Annotated in this window: 16 protein-coding genes; 6 read left to right on the plus strand and 10 right to left on the minus strand. The window is 72.6% G+C overall.

From position 1 onward, the window contains the following. The first annotated feature begins 21 nt into the window (after positions 1-21). Together rpmB and AC1DYZ_RS17265 are read left to right on the plus strand one after the other, a co-directional pair. Positions 22-213, plus strand: coding sequence for a 50S ribosomal protein L28 (gene rpmB / locus AC1DYZ_RS17260; RefSeq protein WP_028050248.1), 192 nt, complete (start codon positions 22-24; stop codon positions 211-213). Positions 214-298: 85 nt separating this feature from the next. Further along, positions 299-823, plus strand: a complete 525-nt coding sequence (locus tag AC1DYZ_RS17265; RefSeq protein ID WP_477066362.1) for an N-acetyltransferase family protein — start codon at positions 299-301, stop codon at positions 821-823. Between the two features lie 4 nt (positions 824-827). On the opposite strand, the gene AC1DYZ_RS17270 is transcribed toward AC1DYZ_RS17265, so the two are convergent. Next, positions 828-1,808, minus strand: coding sequence for a thiamine-phosphate kinase (locus AC1DYZ_RS17270; RefSeq protein WP_477066363.1), 981 nt, complete (start codon positions 1,806-1,808; stop codon positions 828-830). A gap of 47 nt (positions 1,809-1,855) precedes the next feature. On the opposite strand from AC1DYZ_RS17270, the gene AC1DYZ_RS17275 reads away from it, so the two are divergent. Next, entirely contained in the window at positions 1,856-2,341 is a 486-nt protein-coding gene (locus AC1DYZ_RS17275; protein ID WP_477066364.1) for a DUF3515 family protein, read from the plus strand. A 1-nt stretch (position 2,342) separates the two neighbouring features. Here the strand turns inward: AC1DYZ_RS17275 and AC1DYZ_RS17280 are convergent, their stop codons facing one another. Together AC1DYZ_RS17280 and AC1DYZ_RS17285 are read right to left on the minus strand one after the other, a co-directional pair. Beyond that, positions 2,343-3,419, minus strand: a complete 1,077-nt coding sequence (locus AC1DYZ_RS17280; RefSeq protein ID WP_477066365.1) for a fatty acid desaturase family protein — start codon at positions 3,417-3,419, stop codon at positions 2,343-2,345. Positions 3,420-3,742: 323 nt separating this feature from the next. Next, positions 3,743-4,924 (minus strand): D-alanine--D-alanine ligase family protein, encoded by a 1,182-nt coding sequence (locus AC1DYZ_RS17285; RefSeq protein ID WP_477066366.1) that lies wholly within the window; start codon positions 4,922-4,924, stop codon positions 3,743-3,745. Between the two features lie 62 nt (positions 4,925-4,986). Between AC1DYZ_RS17285 and AC1DYZ_RS17290 the strand changes: the two genes are divergently transcribed. Continuing rightward, complete coding sequence (locus tag AC1DYZ_RS17290; protein WP_477066367.1) at positions 4,987-6,144, plus strand: trans-sulfuration enzyme family protein; 1,158 nt, start codon at positions 4,987-4,989, stop codon at positions 6,142-6,144. Here the strand turns inward: AC1DYZ_RS17290 and AC1DYZ_RS17295 are convergent. The 6 genes from AC1DYZ_RS17295 to leuC all read right to left on the minus strand — a co-directional run bounded on the left by AC1DYZ_RS17295 (position 6,141) and on the right by leuC (position 12,287). Beyond that, on the minus strand, positions 6,141-7,193 hold the full coding sequence (locus tag AC1DYZ_RS17295; protein WP_477066368.1) for an NAD(P)H-dependent glycerol-3-phosphate dehydrogenase: 1,053 nt from the start codon (positions 7,191-7,193) through the stop codon (positions 6,141-6,143). The two genes, AC1DYZ_RS17290 and AC1DYZ_RS17295, sit on opposite strands and share 4 nt — an antisense overlap. Then, positions 7,190-7,954 (minus strand): lysophospholipid acyltransferase family protein, encoded by a 765-nt coding sequence (locus AC1DYZ_RS17300; protein ID WP_477066369.1) that lies wholly within the window; start codon positions 7,952-7,954, stop codon positions 7,190-7,192. The genes AC1DYZ_RS17295 and AC1DYZ_RS17300 overlap by 4 nt, the downstream gene beginning before the upstream one ends. Positions 7,955-7,994: 40 nt before the next feature. Then, positions 7,995-9,323: a UDP-N-acetylglucosamine 1-carboxyvinyltransferase gene (gene murA / locus AC1DYZ_RS17305; protein ID WP_477066370.1), complete on the minus strand. Its 1,329-nt coding sequence runs from the start codon at positions 9,321-9,323 to the stop codon at positions 7,995-7,997. Positions 9,324-9,419: 96 nt separating this feature from the next. Beyond that, on the minus strand, positions 9,420-10,025 hold the full coding sequence (locus tag AC1DYZ_RS17310; RefSeq protein WP_477066371.1) for an HU family DNA-binding protein: 606 nt from the start codon (positions 10,023-10,025) through the stop codon (positions 9,420-9,422). A gap of 105 nt (positions 10,026-10,130) precedes the next feature. Then, positions 10,131-10,796, minus strand: a complete 666-nt coding sequence (leuD, locus tag AC1DYZ_RS17315; RefSeq protein ID WP_477066372.1) for a 3-isopropylmalate dehydratase small subunit — start codon at positions 10,794-10,796, stop codon at positions 10,131-10,133. A gap of 36 nt (positions 10,797-10,832) precedes the next feature. Further along, positions 10,833-12,287, minus strand: a complete 1,455-nt coding sequence (leuC, locus tag AC1DYZ_RS17320) for a 3-isopropylmalate dehydratase large subunit (RefSeq protein ID WP_477066373.1) — start codon at positions 12,285-12,287, stop codon at positions 10,833-10,835. A 106-nt stretch (positions 12,288-12,393) separates the two neighbouring features. Between leuC and AC1DYZ_RS17325 the strand changes: the two genes are divergently transcribed. Together AC1DYZ_RS17325 and AC1DYZ_RS17330 are read left to right on the plus strand one after the other, a co-directional pair. Continuing rightward, positions 12,394-13,113 (plus strand): IclR family transcriptional regulator, encoded by a 720-nt coding sequence (locus AC1DYZ_RS17325; RefSeq protein WP_028046824.1) that lies wholly within the window; start codon positions 12,394-12,396, stop codon positions 13,111-13,113. Further along, on the plus strand, positions 13,113-13,343 hold the full coding sequence (locus AC1DYZ_RS17330) for a hypothetical protein (RefSeq protein WP_477066374.1): 231 nt from the start codon (positions 13,113-13,115) through the stop codon (positions 13,341-13,343). The genes AC1DYZ_RS17325 and AC1DYZ_RS17330 overlap by 1 nt, the downstream gene beginning before the upstream one ends. A gap of 98 nt (positions 13,344-13,441) precedes the next feature. Here the strand turns inward: AC1DYZ_RS17330 and AC1DYZ_RS17335 are convergent, their stop codons facing one another. Then, positions 13,442-14,098: a hypothetical protein gene (locus AC1DYZ_RS17335; protein WP_477066375.1), complete on the minus strand. Its 657-nt coding sequence runs from the start codon at positions 14,096-14,098 to the stop codon at positions 13,442-13,444. Positions 14,099-14,128 lie beyond the last annotated feature (30 nt).

Here is a 14,128-nt window from a genome sequence, read left to right on the forward strand (position 1 = left end):
ACAGAGCAACAGGAGAAGACCGTGGCTGCCAACTGCGACGTCTGCGCCAAGGGCCCGAGCTTCGGGCACAGCATCTCGCACTCGCACGTGCGCACGAAGCGTCGCTGGAACCCGAACATCCAGCGCGTGCGTGCCGTCGTCGCGGGGACGCCCAAGCGTCTCAACGTGTGCACGTCGTGCCTCAAGGCCGGCAAGGTGCAGCGCGCGATCTGACGTACCCCTGCAACATCCGAAGGGCCATGAGGTTGTCACTTCATGGCCCTTCGTCATGTCCGATTCCTGTGGCATGGTGACCTCCATGGTCGAGCAGCTGGACGAGGTGACGATCCGAGTCGCCACCGAGGGGGACGCAGCGGGCATCGCCCGGGTGCACGTGCGCTCGTGGCAGGAGGCGTACGCGGGCATCGTGCCCGACGCGTACCTGGCCTCCCTGGACGCCGACGAACGCACCGCCCAGTGGGGTCGGTACCTGCGCGAGGGCCCGCGCGAGGAGATCCTCACCTGGGTCGCCGCCGTGCCGGACCGCCTGGTCGGGTTTGTCACCGTCGGGCCGGGCCGCGACGAGGACGCGCGACGCGGCGACCGGGAGATCTTCTCCATCTACCTCGACCCCGGCACGTGGGGGCACGGCGTGGCCCGTGACCTCATGCGGACCGTCATCGGGGAGGTCGGCGACAAGACCACCATCACGCTGTGGGTGCTCGCGGACAACGAGCGCGCGCGGCACTTCTACCGGCGGCACGGCTTCCAGGCCGACGGCGTGGAGCGCTACGACGACATCGGCGGCGAGAGCCTGCTCGAGGTCCGCTACCGCCGGGGCTGAGCCCTCACCCGCCGAAGTGGTCCCACCCGGACCTCGCCGGCGCAGCCACCCCGTCGACGAGGACCCCCGGCAGCGTCCCGTCCGTGACGCGGCCGACGGCCCGGAACCCCTGGGGCAGCACGGCTCCGGACGGGAACGTCGCCAGCAGCCCGTGGTCCTCGCCGCCGTCGAGCACCCACCGCTCCACCGTCGCGCCGAGGCGCGCCGCCGCGTCGCCCAGGCGGTCCAGGTCCCCGGCGAACGCCGCGACCTCCAGGTCGATCTCGATACCGCTCGCGCGGGCGAGCCGACCGGCGTCGCGCAGCAGACCGTCCGACACGTCGAGCATCGCCGTGGCCCCTGCCGCGGCCGCGGCCGGACCCGCAGCGAGCGGCGACACCGGCCGCAGGTACGCGGCCACCAGCTCCGCGTCGGGGTTCTCAGCGCCCACCTCGAGCAGCGCCAGCCCGGCCGCCGACCACCCCGCGACCCCCGCGTGCGCCACGACGTCGCCCGGGCGTGCGCCCGACCGCAGCACGGGCGCGCGCCCGCCCAGGTCGCCGTGCGCGRCCACGGAGACGACCACCAGCGGCCCGCCGGACAGGTCCCCGCCCACCACGCCGACCCCGAGCGGGGTGCACTCCGCGGCCAGACCCCGGGCCAGGCCGTCCACCCACGACGCGGGCAGGTCCGGCGGGATCACCAGGGCGACCACGAGGCTCGTCGGCCGCGCGCCCATCGCGGCGACGTCGGCGAGGTTCTGCACGGCCGCACGCCGGCCGACGTCCTCGCCGGAGGACCACGACCGCCGGAAGTGCCGGTCCTCGACCAGCACGTCGGTGGTCACCACGAACCGGCCGTCGGGCGCGGCCACGACCGCGGCGTCGTCGCCGGGCGGGACGAGGGTGTCGGCGCCCACGGGCAGGAGGGGGAAGATGCGGGCGAGCAGCTGCTCCTCGGTCAGCTCGGAGACGCGCAGAGAATCGGTGGGGGTGTCGCCGGTCACCCCGACACGGTAGAGGTTCGGCGCCGCGCTCGGGTTACCGTGACCGGGTGCCCCAGCCGCCCCTGCGCCGACGCCTGCTGGCCGTGGCCTCGGTCGGTGGCGTCGCCGCCCTCGCCGGGTGCGCGAGCACGATCCCGGCTCAGGTCGCCCCGCACGCCACGGACCCCGTCTGCGCGTCCGTCGTGCTGGCCATGCCGGACTCGCTCGGCGACGGCCTCCCCCAGCGCGACACCACGGCGCAGGCCACGACGGCGTGGGGCGACCCCGCGGCACCGATCGTCCTGCGCTGCGGCGTCGAGCCCCTGGGGCCGACGACAGACCACTGCCAGACCGTCGAGACGCCGGGCGGCCCGAGCATCGACTGGGTCGTCATCGAGGGCGAGGACGGCGACTGGACGTTCACCACGTACGGCCGCGAGCCCGCGGTCGAGCTGCACGTGCCGGCCGCGGTCGCGACGGAGCGTTCGACGTCCTTCGTGGACCAGCTCGGGCCCGCCGTCGCCCTGACCGAGCAGGTCCGCAGCTGCGTGTAGGTCAGCGCCCGTAGAGGGAGGCCACCGGGCAGTCGAACGCTGCCCGGTCCGCCAGCCCGACCCGGTTGAGGTACTCGACGATGATCTTGTACGACCGGAAGAAGCCGACCTCGGTGTAGTTCACCCCGAGCTTCTCGCAGTAGTCGCGCACGACCGGCTGCACGTGCCGGAGGTTCGGCCTCGGCATGCTCGGGAAGAGGTGGTGCTCGACCTGGTAGTTGAGCCCGCCCATCACGAAGTCGACGGCCACGCCGCCCCGAATGTTGCGGGACGTCAGAACCTGGCGGCGCAGGAAGTCCACCTTCATCCCCGCGGGGATGATGGGCATGCCCTTGTGGTTCGGTGCGAACGAGCCGCCGAGCAGCACACCGAACAGGGCCATCTGCACCCCGATGAACGCGAGCGCCTTGCCGGGCGGGAGCAGCCAGAACAGCAGGCCGACGTAGACGGCGAGCCGCGTGATGACGATCGGCGCCTCGACCCAGCGGTGCGGCACGGTGCCCTTGGCGAGCAGCAGGCGGACGCTCGACGCGTGCAGGCTGAGGCCCTCGAGCATGAGCAGCGGGAAGAAGAACCAGCCCTGGTGGCGGCCGAACCACGCGCGCCAGCCGCTGCGGGTCTCGAGCACGTCCTGCGTCCAGACGACGACGCCGGGCGCGATGTCGGGGTCCGCCCCCACCTGGTTGGGCGAGGCGTGGTGCCGGTTGTGCTTGTTGCGCCACCACGTGTGGCTCAGGCCGACGAACCCGCCGGCGAGGATGCGTGAGGTCCAGTCGTTCCACGGACCCGACTTGAAGATCTGGCGGTGCGCGCTGTCGTGCCCGAGGAACGCGATCTGCGTGAGCACGACGGCGAACCCGGCCGCGACGGCCAGCTGCCACCACGAGTTGCCGACGAGCACAACGGCCACCCAGACCGACGCGAAGGCCAGCACGACGGCGACCAGGCGGGTCCAGTAGTAGACGTAGCGGCGCCGCAGCAGCCCGGACTCGCGGACGTACGCGGCCAGCGCCGAGTAGTCCTGCGCTGTGGCCGCTCGTGCCGGAATAGGTGCCCCGGGCGACACGGTGGCGCTCATGCGCTCGCCTCGCGGGTCTGGACTGCCTGCGAGACGGTCATGACGTTCACCATCGATCTACGGGAGCCGGACGTTCGTGCCGGCCGTGCGGCGCGCCCCCGGGTGGAGGGTGCGGAGGGGCGCGATGCGTCCCGACGGTGATGGTGGGACGTCCACCCCGGACGACGTCGTTGTCGCGCCGCGGTCCATCACGAGTGCCCCGAGGGTAGCCTGCCGGGCTGAGTTTGGGCGTACGACAGGGCGAACGTCGGGCGTACATCCGACTTTCGTCACCGCACACCCGTGGGCCGCATTGGCGAATGTCGGCGTCCATTCGGCGATCGTCACCGCAGACCCGTGGGCCGAGCAAGCGCGAGGCGGAGCAGCTCGTCGACGAGGTCGGCGTAGCCGACGCCCGACGCCTCCCACATCCGCGGGTACATCGAGTACGGCGTGAAACCGGGCATGGTGTTGATCTCGTTGACCACGACCTCGCCGTCCGGCGTGACGAACACGTCGACGCGCGCCAGACCCTCGCAGCCCACGGCCTCGAACGTGCGCACAGCGACGTCCCGCACGGCCTCGACGACGCCCAGGGGCAGGTCGGCCGGGCACGCGAGCGTCACCCCGGCCTCGTCGAGGTACTTGGCCTCRAAGTCGTAGAACGCGTGCCGCGAGTCCGTCACCAGGATCTCCCCCGGCAGCGAGGCCCGGGCCCGGTCGCCGTCGTGGCCGCCGAGCACACCGCACTCGATCTCGCGGCCGACGATGGCCGCCTCGACGATGATCTTCGGGTCGTGCTCCGCGGCGGCGCGGATCGCTGCCGGCAGGTCCGCCAGGTCGGTGACGCGCGAGATGCCGAGGCTCGATCCGGCCCGCGCGGGCTTGACGAAAAGCGGGAGGCCGATCTCGGCGATCCGGGCGGTCACGCCCTCGGGGTCGCGGTCGAGCTCGCCCGGCTGCACCACGCGGAACGGCCCGACGGGCAGCCCGTGGCCCGCCAGCACCAGCTTCATCATGTGCTTGTCCATGCCGACCGCGGAGGCCAGCACCCCGGCGCCCACGTACCGGACGTCCGCCAGCTCGAGCAGCCCCTGCAGCGTGCMGTCCTCCCCGAACGGACCGTGCAGCAGCGGGAACACGACGTCGACCTCGCCCAGCACGCGCGGCAGCTGCCCGGCCTCGAGCACCTGCACGTCGCGGTCGTCGACGGCCTGCGGCAGCAGCACGTGCGCAGCCGTGTCCTCGACCTGCGGGAGCCGGCCGTCGACGATCGCCCAGCGGTCGGGGTCGTCGTCGGCCAGCACCCAGCGCCCGGCGGGGGTGATGCCCACCGCCAGGACGTCGTAGCGATCGCGGTCGATCGCGCGCAGCACGCCGCCGGCGGTCGCGCAGCTGATCCCGTGCTCGCCGGACCGGCCGCCGAACACGACCATCACACGTGGTCGGCGAGCCGTCCCGGTGGTCGTCTCGAGGATCGGCTCAGGGGTCTGGTCGTGGCCCGAGGGCTGTGCGGTGGCGTCCATCGCGCCCGACCCTACCTGTCGGAGGGACGGGCCCCGAGCACGACGCCGGGTAACCTGCCGCCGTGACCTCCCAGCGTTTCGACGACCTCTCTCCCGCGACGCTCACGGTCGCCGCCGGCCGGCCGGCACGGACCCAGGGCGCCCCGGTGAACCCCCCGCTCGTGCTCTCCTCGACGTTCGTGTCCCGCGGCGTGCCCGCGCCGGACGAGCCGCTGTACGGGCGGATCGACGCCGAGACCTGGCACCCCTTCGAGCAGACGCTGGGCGCGCTGGAGCGCTCGGCCCACCCGGCGCTCGTGTTCGGCTCCGGCATGGCCGCCATCGCCGCCGCCTTCTCGCTCATCCCGCCGGGCGGCCGGCTCGTCCTGCCCCGCCACTCCTACCAGGTCACGCTCGGCTACGCCCGCGACCTGGAGGACCGGCTGGGGGTCGACGTCGCGCTCGTCGACATCGACGACACCGACGCCGTGCTGGACGCGTTGCGGACCCCCACCTCGATGCTCTGGATCGAGACGCCGACCAACCCCATGCTCGAGGTCGCCGACCTCCCGGCGCTGGTCGCGGGCGCGCACGCCGCCGGCGCGCTGGTGGGCGTCGACAACACCTTCGCGACGCCGCTGGTGCAGCGCCCCTTCGAGCACGGCGCCGACGTCGTCGTGCACTCGGTGACCAAGTACCTCGCGGGGCATACGGACGTGGTCCTGGGCGCCGCGCTGGCCGACGACGACGCCCTGCACGCCCGACTGCACGCGTACCGGACCCTGCACGGCGCGATCGCCGGCCCGTTCGAGGTCTGGCTCGCCCTGCGCGGCCTGCGCACGCTCGCCCTGCGCGTCGAGCGCGCCCAGGCCAACGCCGCGGAGCTCGCGCGCCGCCTCAGCGAGCACCCGGGCGTCGCCGAGGTCCGGCACCCGAGCCTGCCGTCCGACCCCGGGCACGATCGCGCGGCGCGCCTGATGGACGGCTTCGGGGCGATCATCGGCCTGCGCCCGGTCGGCGGCCCGGAGGCGGCCGACGCGGTCGTCGCCGCGCTGGAGCTCTGGGTGCCGGCGACGAGCCTGGGCGGGGTCGAGTCGACGCTGGAGCGCCGCCGGCGCTTCGCCACCGAGTCGCTCACCGTGCCGGAGGACCTGCTGCGGATGTCGGTCGGCATCGAGGACGTCGAGGACCTCTGGCGCGACCTCGACCAGGCACTGACGCGGTCGCGGAGGACCCGCTAGACGCCCTCGGCCTTGTGCGGCCGGGCAAGCAGCAGGGAGGCCAGCTGGTCGACCGGCAGCCCCTCGTGCAGCACCTTGACCACGGCGGACGTGATCGGCATCTCGACGCCCAGGGTCGTCGCCAGCTCCAGCACGGAGCGGCTCGACTTCACGCCCTCGGCCGTGCCGCCCGTCGCGGCTATCGCCTCGTCGAGGGTCATGCCACGGCCGATGTGCCCGCCGAGCGTGTGGTTGCGCGAGTCGGGCGACGCGCAGGTCGCCATGAGGTCACCCAGGCCCGCGAGGCCCGGGAACGTGTCCGCGTCGGCGCCGAGCGCCAGGCCGAGCCGCGTGATCTCGACGAGGCCCCGGGTGATGACCGTGGCCATCGTGTTGTAGCCCAGCCCGCGGCCCTGCGAGATGCCGACGGCCAGCGCGATGACGTTCTTCACGGCGCCGCACAGCTCGACCCCGACGACGTCGTCGTTGGTGTACGGCCGGAAGTAGGACGACGCGCACGCCCGGGCCACCAGTTGCGCGGTCGCCTCGTCCGTCGAGGCCACGACGGTGGCGGTCGGCTGCCGGTGCGCGATCTCGAGCGCCAGGTTCGGGCCGGAGACGACGGCGACGCGGCCCGCCGGGATGCCCAGGGACTCCGCGACGACCTCGCTCATCCGGCGGTCGGTCGACAGCTCGACGCCCTTCATCAGGGAGACGGCGACGGCGTGGGGGGCGACCGCGTCAGCCAGCGGCGTGAGGGTGGCCCGGGCGCTCTGCGACGGGATGGCGACCGCGACGATGTCGGCGCCCCGGAGAGCGGCCCGGACATCGGTGGTCGCCGTGATCCGCCCCGGGAGCACGACGTCCGGCAGGTAGGCCTCGTTGCGGTGCTCGTCGGCGATCTGTCGGCAGACCGACTCGTCGCGACCCCAGATGGTCACGTCGCAGCCGGCGTCGGCCATCACGGCCGCGAACGTGGTGCCCCACGCCCCGGCGCCGAGCACCGCGGCGCGCAGCCGGGGAGCTCCGGGGACGACCGGCCGCTCCTCGGCCACCTGGTCCGCCGTCACGGCAGCTCGGGGTGGGTCGCGTGGTCGCCGCCGACCCTCTTCTCGCCCTGCGCGAGCGGCTTGCGCATGTCGTAGCGGATCGCCGGCGGCTCCTCGCCCCGGACCTCCTGGAGGAGCGCGGTGATCGCGGTCATCACGCGCTCGGTGGCCTCGCGCAGCGTCTTGGTGTCCTGCGGGCGGTCGTACAGGTCGTCGAGGTCCACCGGCGGGCCTGCCACCACGGTGACCAGCTTGCGCGGGAACGGCTTGAGCATCTTGCCGTAGCGCGCCAGCAGGTCCTGGGCACCCCACTGGGCCACCKGGATGACCGGGGCCTTCGTGCTCAGCGCCAGGCGGGCGATCCCGGTCTTGCCGACCATCGGCCACAGGTCGGGGTCGCGCGTCAGCGTGCCCTCGGGGAAGACGGCCACCGCGTCGCCGGCCTCGACCGCCAGGATCCCCGCCGTGAGCGAGTCCCCCGCCGACGCCGTGTTCCGGAAGACCGGGATCTGCCCCGTCACTCGCAGCACCCAGCCCAGCACCGGCACCTTGAACAGGGGCGCCTTGGCCAGGATCTTCGGCGCGTAGCCGTTGTCCCACAGGAAGTGCGCGAACGTCAGCGGGTCGATGTTCGTCATGTGGTTCGACGCGACGATGAACCCGCCCTCGGTGGGGAGGTTCTCGGTGCCGCGCCACTGGCGGCGGGTCATGGCGAGCATCGGGGGACGCACGATGCGCGCGACGTTGCGGTAGGCGCGGTTGGATCTGGCCGGCGGATGCACGGGAGCCGATGCTACCGGGGACCCGGAGCGGTCGATGCGCTCATGCCCTCGTCAGCTCGCGGCTGAACTCGGCACCCAGCGCCTCGAGCTTCTCGGTGAAGCGCTCGTAGCCCCGGTCGATCAGGCTGATCCCGCGCACCGACGACGTCCCCTTGGCGGTCAGCGCGGCGATGAGGTGGCTGAAGCCACCCCGCAGGTCAGGCACCTCGATGTCCGCGGCAGCCAGCGGCGTGGGACCCGAGATGACGGCGGAGTGGAAGAAGTTGCGCTGCCCGAACCGGCACGGCCGACCGCCCAGGCACTCCTTGTAGACCTGGATCGTCGCGCCCATGCCCACCAGCGCCTCGGTGAACCCGAAGCGGTTCTCGTAGACCGTCTCGTGCACGATCGACAGACCCTTCGCCTGCGTGAGCGCCACCACGAGCGGCTGCTGCCAGTCCGTCATGAACCCGGGGTGCACGTCGGTCTCGAGCGTGATCGAGCGCAGGTCGCCGCCGGGGTGGAAGAACCGGATGCCGTCGTCGTCGATGGCGAACTCGCCGCCGACCTTGCGGAACGTGTTGAGGAACGTCGTCATCTCCGGCTGCGTGGCCCCGCGCACGAAGATGTCCCCGCCCGTTGCCAGGGCCGCGGACGCCCACGACGCCGCCTCGATGCGGTCGGAGAGCGCCGTGTGCTGGAACCCGAACAGGCGGTCGACGCCCTCGATCCGGATCACGCGGTCCGTGTCGACCGAGATGATCGCGCCCATCTTCTGCAGCACGTTGATGAGATCCATGATCTCGGGCTCGATCGCCGCGTTGGCCAGCTCCGTGACGCCCTCGGCGCGCACGGCCGTCAGCAGCAGCTGCTCGGTGGCCCCCACGCTCGGGTACGGCAGCGCGATCTTGGTGCCCTGGAGGCGTCGCGGCGCCCGGATGTGGATGCCGTTGTCGGTCTTCTCCACGACCGCGCCGAACTGCCGCAGGATGTCGAGGTGGTAGTTGATCGGCCGGTCGCCGATCCGGCACCCGCCCAGGTCCGGGATGAACGCCTCGCCCAGACGGTGCAGCAGCGGGCCGCAGAACAGGATCGGGATGCGGCTCGAGCCCGCGTGGGTGTCGATGTCCGCGACGTGCGCCGACTCGACGTCCGTCGGGTCGAGGTGCAGCACGCCCGCCTCCGCGTCGGCGTCGACCTTGACGCCGTGCAGCTCGAGCAGGCCCGTCACCACACCGACGTCGCGGATCTGGGGGACGTTGCGCAGGACGCTCGGCGTCTCGCCCAGCAGGGCCGCGACCATCGCCTTGGAGACGAAGTTCTTGGCACCGCGGACGGTGATCTCACCCGACAGGGGGTTGCCACCGTTGACGTACAGCAGATCGCTCATCGAAACATCGTCTCCCACGCGCGGGGGTGCTCCCGACCGTCCGAGCGGCGGCGCGCCGAGGTCGGCGCCGAACCTTCACACGGTCGGGCCCGCGGATTACTTCTTCTTGGTGCTGCCCTTGCCGGACTTCTTCCCGGCCTTCTTCGCGTCGGCCTTCTTCGCCTCGGCCTTCTTCGCGTCGGCGCGCTTCTTCGCCTCGGCCTTCTTCGCCGCGTCGGCCCGCTTCTTGACGTCGGCCTTCTTCGCCTCGGCCTTGGCCTTCGCCTTCGGCGTCGCCTTGCTCTTCGGGAGGGCTGCTGCCTTGGCCTTCGGCGCCACGTCCGCCGACGGCGTCGAGCGGACCGGCGCGGCGGCCGGTGCCGCGGCCGGCGCGGTGACCCCCTGCAGCGAGCCGAGGTCCGCGACGGCGCCCAGCGGCTCTCCGGGTCCGGCCGCCACCCGCGCGCGCAGCGTGGCACCGGGGTGGAAGCGAGCGACGGTCGTCGCCGCGACCTCCAGCGTCTCGCCCGTGCGGGGGTTGCGGGCCGTGCGTGCGGCGCGACCGGCCGCCTCGAACGTGCCGAAGCCCGTGAGCGTCACGCGCTCGCCGGCGGCCAGCGCCGACGTGATCTCGTCGACGACCGCCTCGACTGCGGCGAGCGCGGCGCCCTTCGACGCGCCTCGAGCAGCGATCCGGTCGGCGATCTGCGACTTGCCCAGCATGGTCGTCCTCTCTGGGCCGACACGCTCCGCGTCGTTGCCCGCTGCCACGCTATCGACAGCGGGCGCCCGGCGGGCCACCCGCGCGGGCGACCCGCCGGGGCGACCTCAGGGCCGTCGGCCGATCTCCACCGGCACGCCGGCCGGTCGGGCGGCCACGATCTCGACGGGCGGCAGGTGCTTGGCAGGCAGCGTCGCGGGCCGCCACGGCTCGCGACGAGCCTCGAAGTCGGAGATCTCGTCGGCGTGCTCGAGCGTGAGCCCGATGTCGTCCAGGCCCTCCATGAGGCGCCATCGGGTGTAGTCGTCCACCTGGAACGGCACCACGACGTCGTCGCACGTGATCGTCTTCGACGCGAGGTCGACCGTGATCTCGGTGCCGGGCCGCGTCTCGAGGATCTTCCAGATGAGCTCGATGTCCTCCTGCGCCGCCTGGGCGGCGAGCAGCCCCTGCTTGCCGGAGTTGCCGCGGAAGATGTCCGCGAACCGGTTCGAGATGACGACCTTGAACCCGTAGTCCTTGAGGGCCCACACGGCGTGCTCGCGCGACGAGCCCGTGCCGAAGTCGGGGCCGGCGACGAGCACGGAGCCCGCCTTGTAGGCGTCCTGGTTGAGGATGAACGACGGGTCGCCGCGCCACGCGGCGAACAGCGCGTCCTCGAACCCCGTGCGCGTCACGCGCTTGAGGTAGACGGCCGGGATGATCTGGTCGGTGTCCACGTTGCTGCGCCGCAGCGGGACGCCGACGCCGGTGTGCTGGCTGAACTTCTCCATGGCTGTGTCTCTTTCCCGGTTCCCGAGTTTCCCCGGTCAGACCGTCTGGAGGTCGGTGAGAGGGCTGCCGTCGGGCGTCGGAGCGCCCGTGGCGAGGTCGGCGTACGACGAGAGGGTTCCGCGGATGGCCGTCGCGGCCGCGACGAGCGGCGAGACCAGGTGCGTGCGTCCGCCCTTGCCCTGCCGGCCCTCGAAGTTGCGGTTCGACGTCGATGCCGAGCGCTCGCCCGGAGCCAGCTGGTCGGGGTTCATGCCCAGACACATCGAGCAGCCGGCGTTGCGCCACTCGGCGCCGAAGTCGAGGAAGATCTTGTCGAGGCCCTCGGCCTCCGCCTGCAGCCGGACACGTGCCGAGGCCGGCACCACCAGGACGCGGACGTCGTCGGACTTGTGCTTGCCGCGGATGACCTTGGCCACCGAGCGCAGGTCCTCGATGCGGCCGTTGGTGCACGAACCGATGAAGACCGTGTCGACCTTGATCTCGCGCAGCGGCTGGCCGGGCGTCAGGCCCATGTACTCGATGGCGCGCTCGGCGGCGACGCGCTCGTTGGCGTCGGCGATCTCCTCCGGCACCGGGACCGAGCCGGACAGCGGCAGGCCMTGGCCCGGGTTGGTGCCCCACGTGACGAACGGCTCGAGGTCCTCCGCCTTCAGCACGACCTCGACGTCGAACTCGGCGTCCTCGTCGGTCTTCAGCGTGCTCCAGTACGCGACCGCGGCGTCCCAGTCCGCGCCCTCGGGCGCGTGCGGACGGCCCTTGAGGTAGTCGAAGGTGGTCTGGTCGGGGGCGATCATGCCCGCGCGGGCGCCGGCCTCGATCGACATGTTGCAGACCGTCATGCGGGCTTCCATCGACAGCGCCCGGATCGCCTCGCCGCGGTACTCGAGCACGTAGCCCTGGCCGCCGCCGGTGCCGATCTTCGCGATGATCGCCAGGATGATGTCCTTGCTGGTGGCACCCGGGGGCAGCTCGCCGTCGACCGTGATGGCCATCGTCTTGAACGGCGCGAGCGGGAGCGTCTGCGTGGCGAGCACGTGCTCGACCTCGCTGGTGCCGATGCCGAACGCGAGGGCGCCGAACGCGCCGTGCGTGGACGTGTGCGAGTCGCCGCAGACGACCGTGAGGCCCGGCTGCGTGAGACCGAGCTGCGGTCCCACCTGGTGGACGATGCCCTGGTCGGCGTCGCCGAGCGAGTGGATGCGCACGCCGAACTCCGCGGCGTTGTTGCGCAGCGTCTGGATCTGGGTGCGGCTCGTCTCGTCGGCGATCGGCCGGTCGATGTCGAGCGTGGGGGTGTTGTGGTCCTCTGTCGCGAGCGTGAGGTCCGGCCGGCGGACCGGGCGGCCCGCGAGGCGCAGACCCTCGAACGCCTGCGGGCTCGTCACCTCGTGCACGAGGTGGAGGTCGATGTAGAGGAGGTCAGGCGCGCCGTCCGTGCCCCGTCGCACGACGTGCGCGTCCCAGACCTTCTCCGCCAACGTGCCGGCCATCTTCTCGGTCCGTTCTCTCGTTCGTACTCTCGGCCGGGAGTGTGGTTTTCCCGGCTCGTCTGCCGCCGTACTTGCATCTCAGCCTTCGAGACGCCAATATCGACCTATGGACAACTCTAGCGGAGTCGGCGTGCTGGACAAGGCCGCATCCGTTCTCAGCGCCCTCGAGGCCGGCCCAGCCACGCTCGCGCAGCTCGTCACTGCCACCCATCTTGCTCGCCCGACAGCCCACCGGCTGGCCGTGGCGCTCGAGCACCACCGTCTGGTGGCGCGCGACATGCAGGGTCGGTTCGTGCTCGGACCCCGCCTCTCGGAGCTCGCGACGGCCGCCGGCGAGGACCGCCTGCTCGCCGCCGCCGGTCCCGTGCTGGCCGCCCTGCGCGACCACACCGGCGAGAGCGCGCAGCTCTACCGGCGCCAGGGCGACCAGCGCATCTGCGTGGCCGCGGCCGAGCGGCCCATCGGCCTGCGCGACTCGATCCCGGTCGGCGCCACGCTCACCATGCACGCGGGCTCGGCGGCGCAGATCCTGCTCGCCTGGGAGGAGCCGGACCGACTCCACCGCGGGCTCCAGGGCGCCAAGTTCACCGCCACGATCCTGTCCGGCGTCCGTCGCCGCGGCTGGGCGCAGTCGGTGTCCGAGCGCGAGGTCGGCGTCGCGTCGGTGTCCGCCCCCGTGCGCGGCCCGTCGGGCCGGATCGTCGCCGCGGTGTCGGTCTCCGGCCCGCTCGAGCGCCTCTCGCGCCAGCCCGGCCGCCTGCACGCCGCCGCGGTCGTCTCGGCGGCCAACCGGCTCACCGAGGTGCTCCGCCGAACGGCCGACTGATGGCTGTCCGGGGCGCCGCGGCTAGCCGACGAAGGCTGCGCAACCGCGTGGCGGCCATCGGGTTCGCCGTCGGGTTCGTCGTGGGCGCGCTCCTGGCCGCTCTCGGCGGGGGTGGCGCCGCCGGCGCCCTGATCACCGGGGTGTTCATCGGCGCGCTCGTGGCCGTCATCGGCGCGATCGTCGTCGCCCTGCTGCCGACGTCCTCCCACGGCCCACCCGGGCAGCACTGACCCGAGGAACGCTCGCGCTTCTGTCGCCGACCGCCCGAAGCCGCGCCGCTGTCCGTGCTCGTGGCCGATGGCGGCAGGTTCCCGGCCCGGCCCCAATCTCAGGAGACGCCGGCCAGCAGCTCCCGGGCCCGCCGGATCGCCTCGTCCGTGCCCAGCTCGTCCCGAGCCGCGGAGCTCGTCGCATACAGCTCGATCATCTCCTGAAAGGGCAGCGGTGGCAGCCCGCGCCGGGGCAACGCGATGGCGTCGTCCCGGACGATCGCTCGCCGTCCCCCGACGAGGGGCAGCATGTGGCGGGTCGGGACTACAGGGTGGTGGGTCTGGACGATGAAGTCCTTCGGGGTGGTCACCAGCCCGCGCACGTTGTCCCAGTCGATGAAGACGTCCGACCCGGCATAGCGCTGGTGGATCCCTTCGGGCGTCAGCGTGACGGTTCCGTCGCCGGCCCGGCCGGTTGCCCCACACCATCCGACGTAGGCCGCGAGCATCGAACCGAGCAGGAGGAACCCGGCGGCGCCGTTGGAGGAGCCGATCGCCGAGAGCCCGGCGAGGACGAACAACGCGAGCAGGAGCCAGCCCACGGCCGTGGCGAACCAATGGCCCCGCCACGGATGAACGGCCATCCCAGGTCGTCCCCTCGCTGTGCCCACCGTGACAGCGGACGCGGGCGGGCGACGTCGCGCGCCGAGGACAAGGGCCACCAGCATCAGAGCAAAGAGCGCGATCACGCCCAGGCCGATGATGCTGTCGCTCATAGCTTCTCGTCCCGCCGTCGCACGTCAGTC

It is taken from the genome of Cellulomonas sp. P1_C4, from assembly GCF_056406355.1.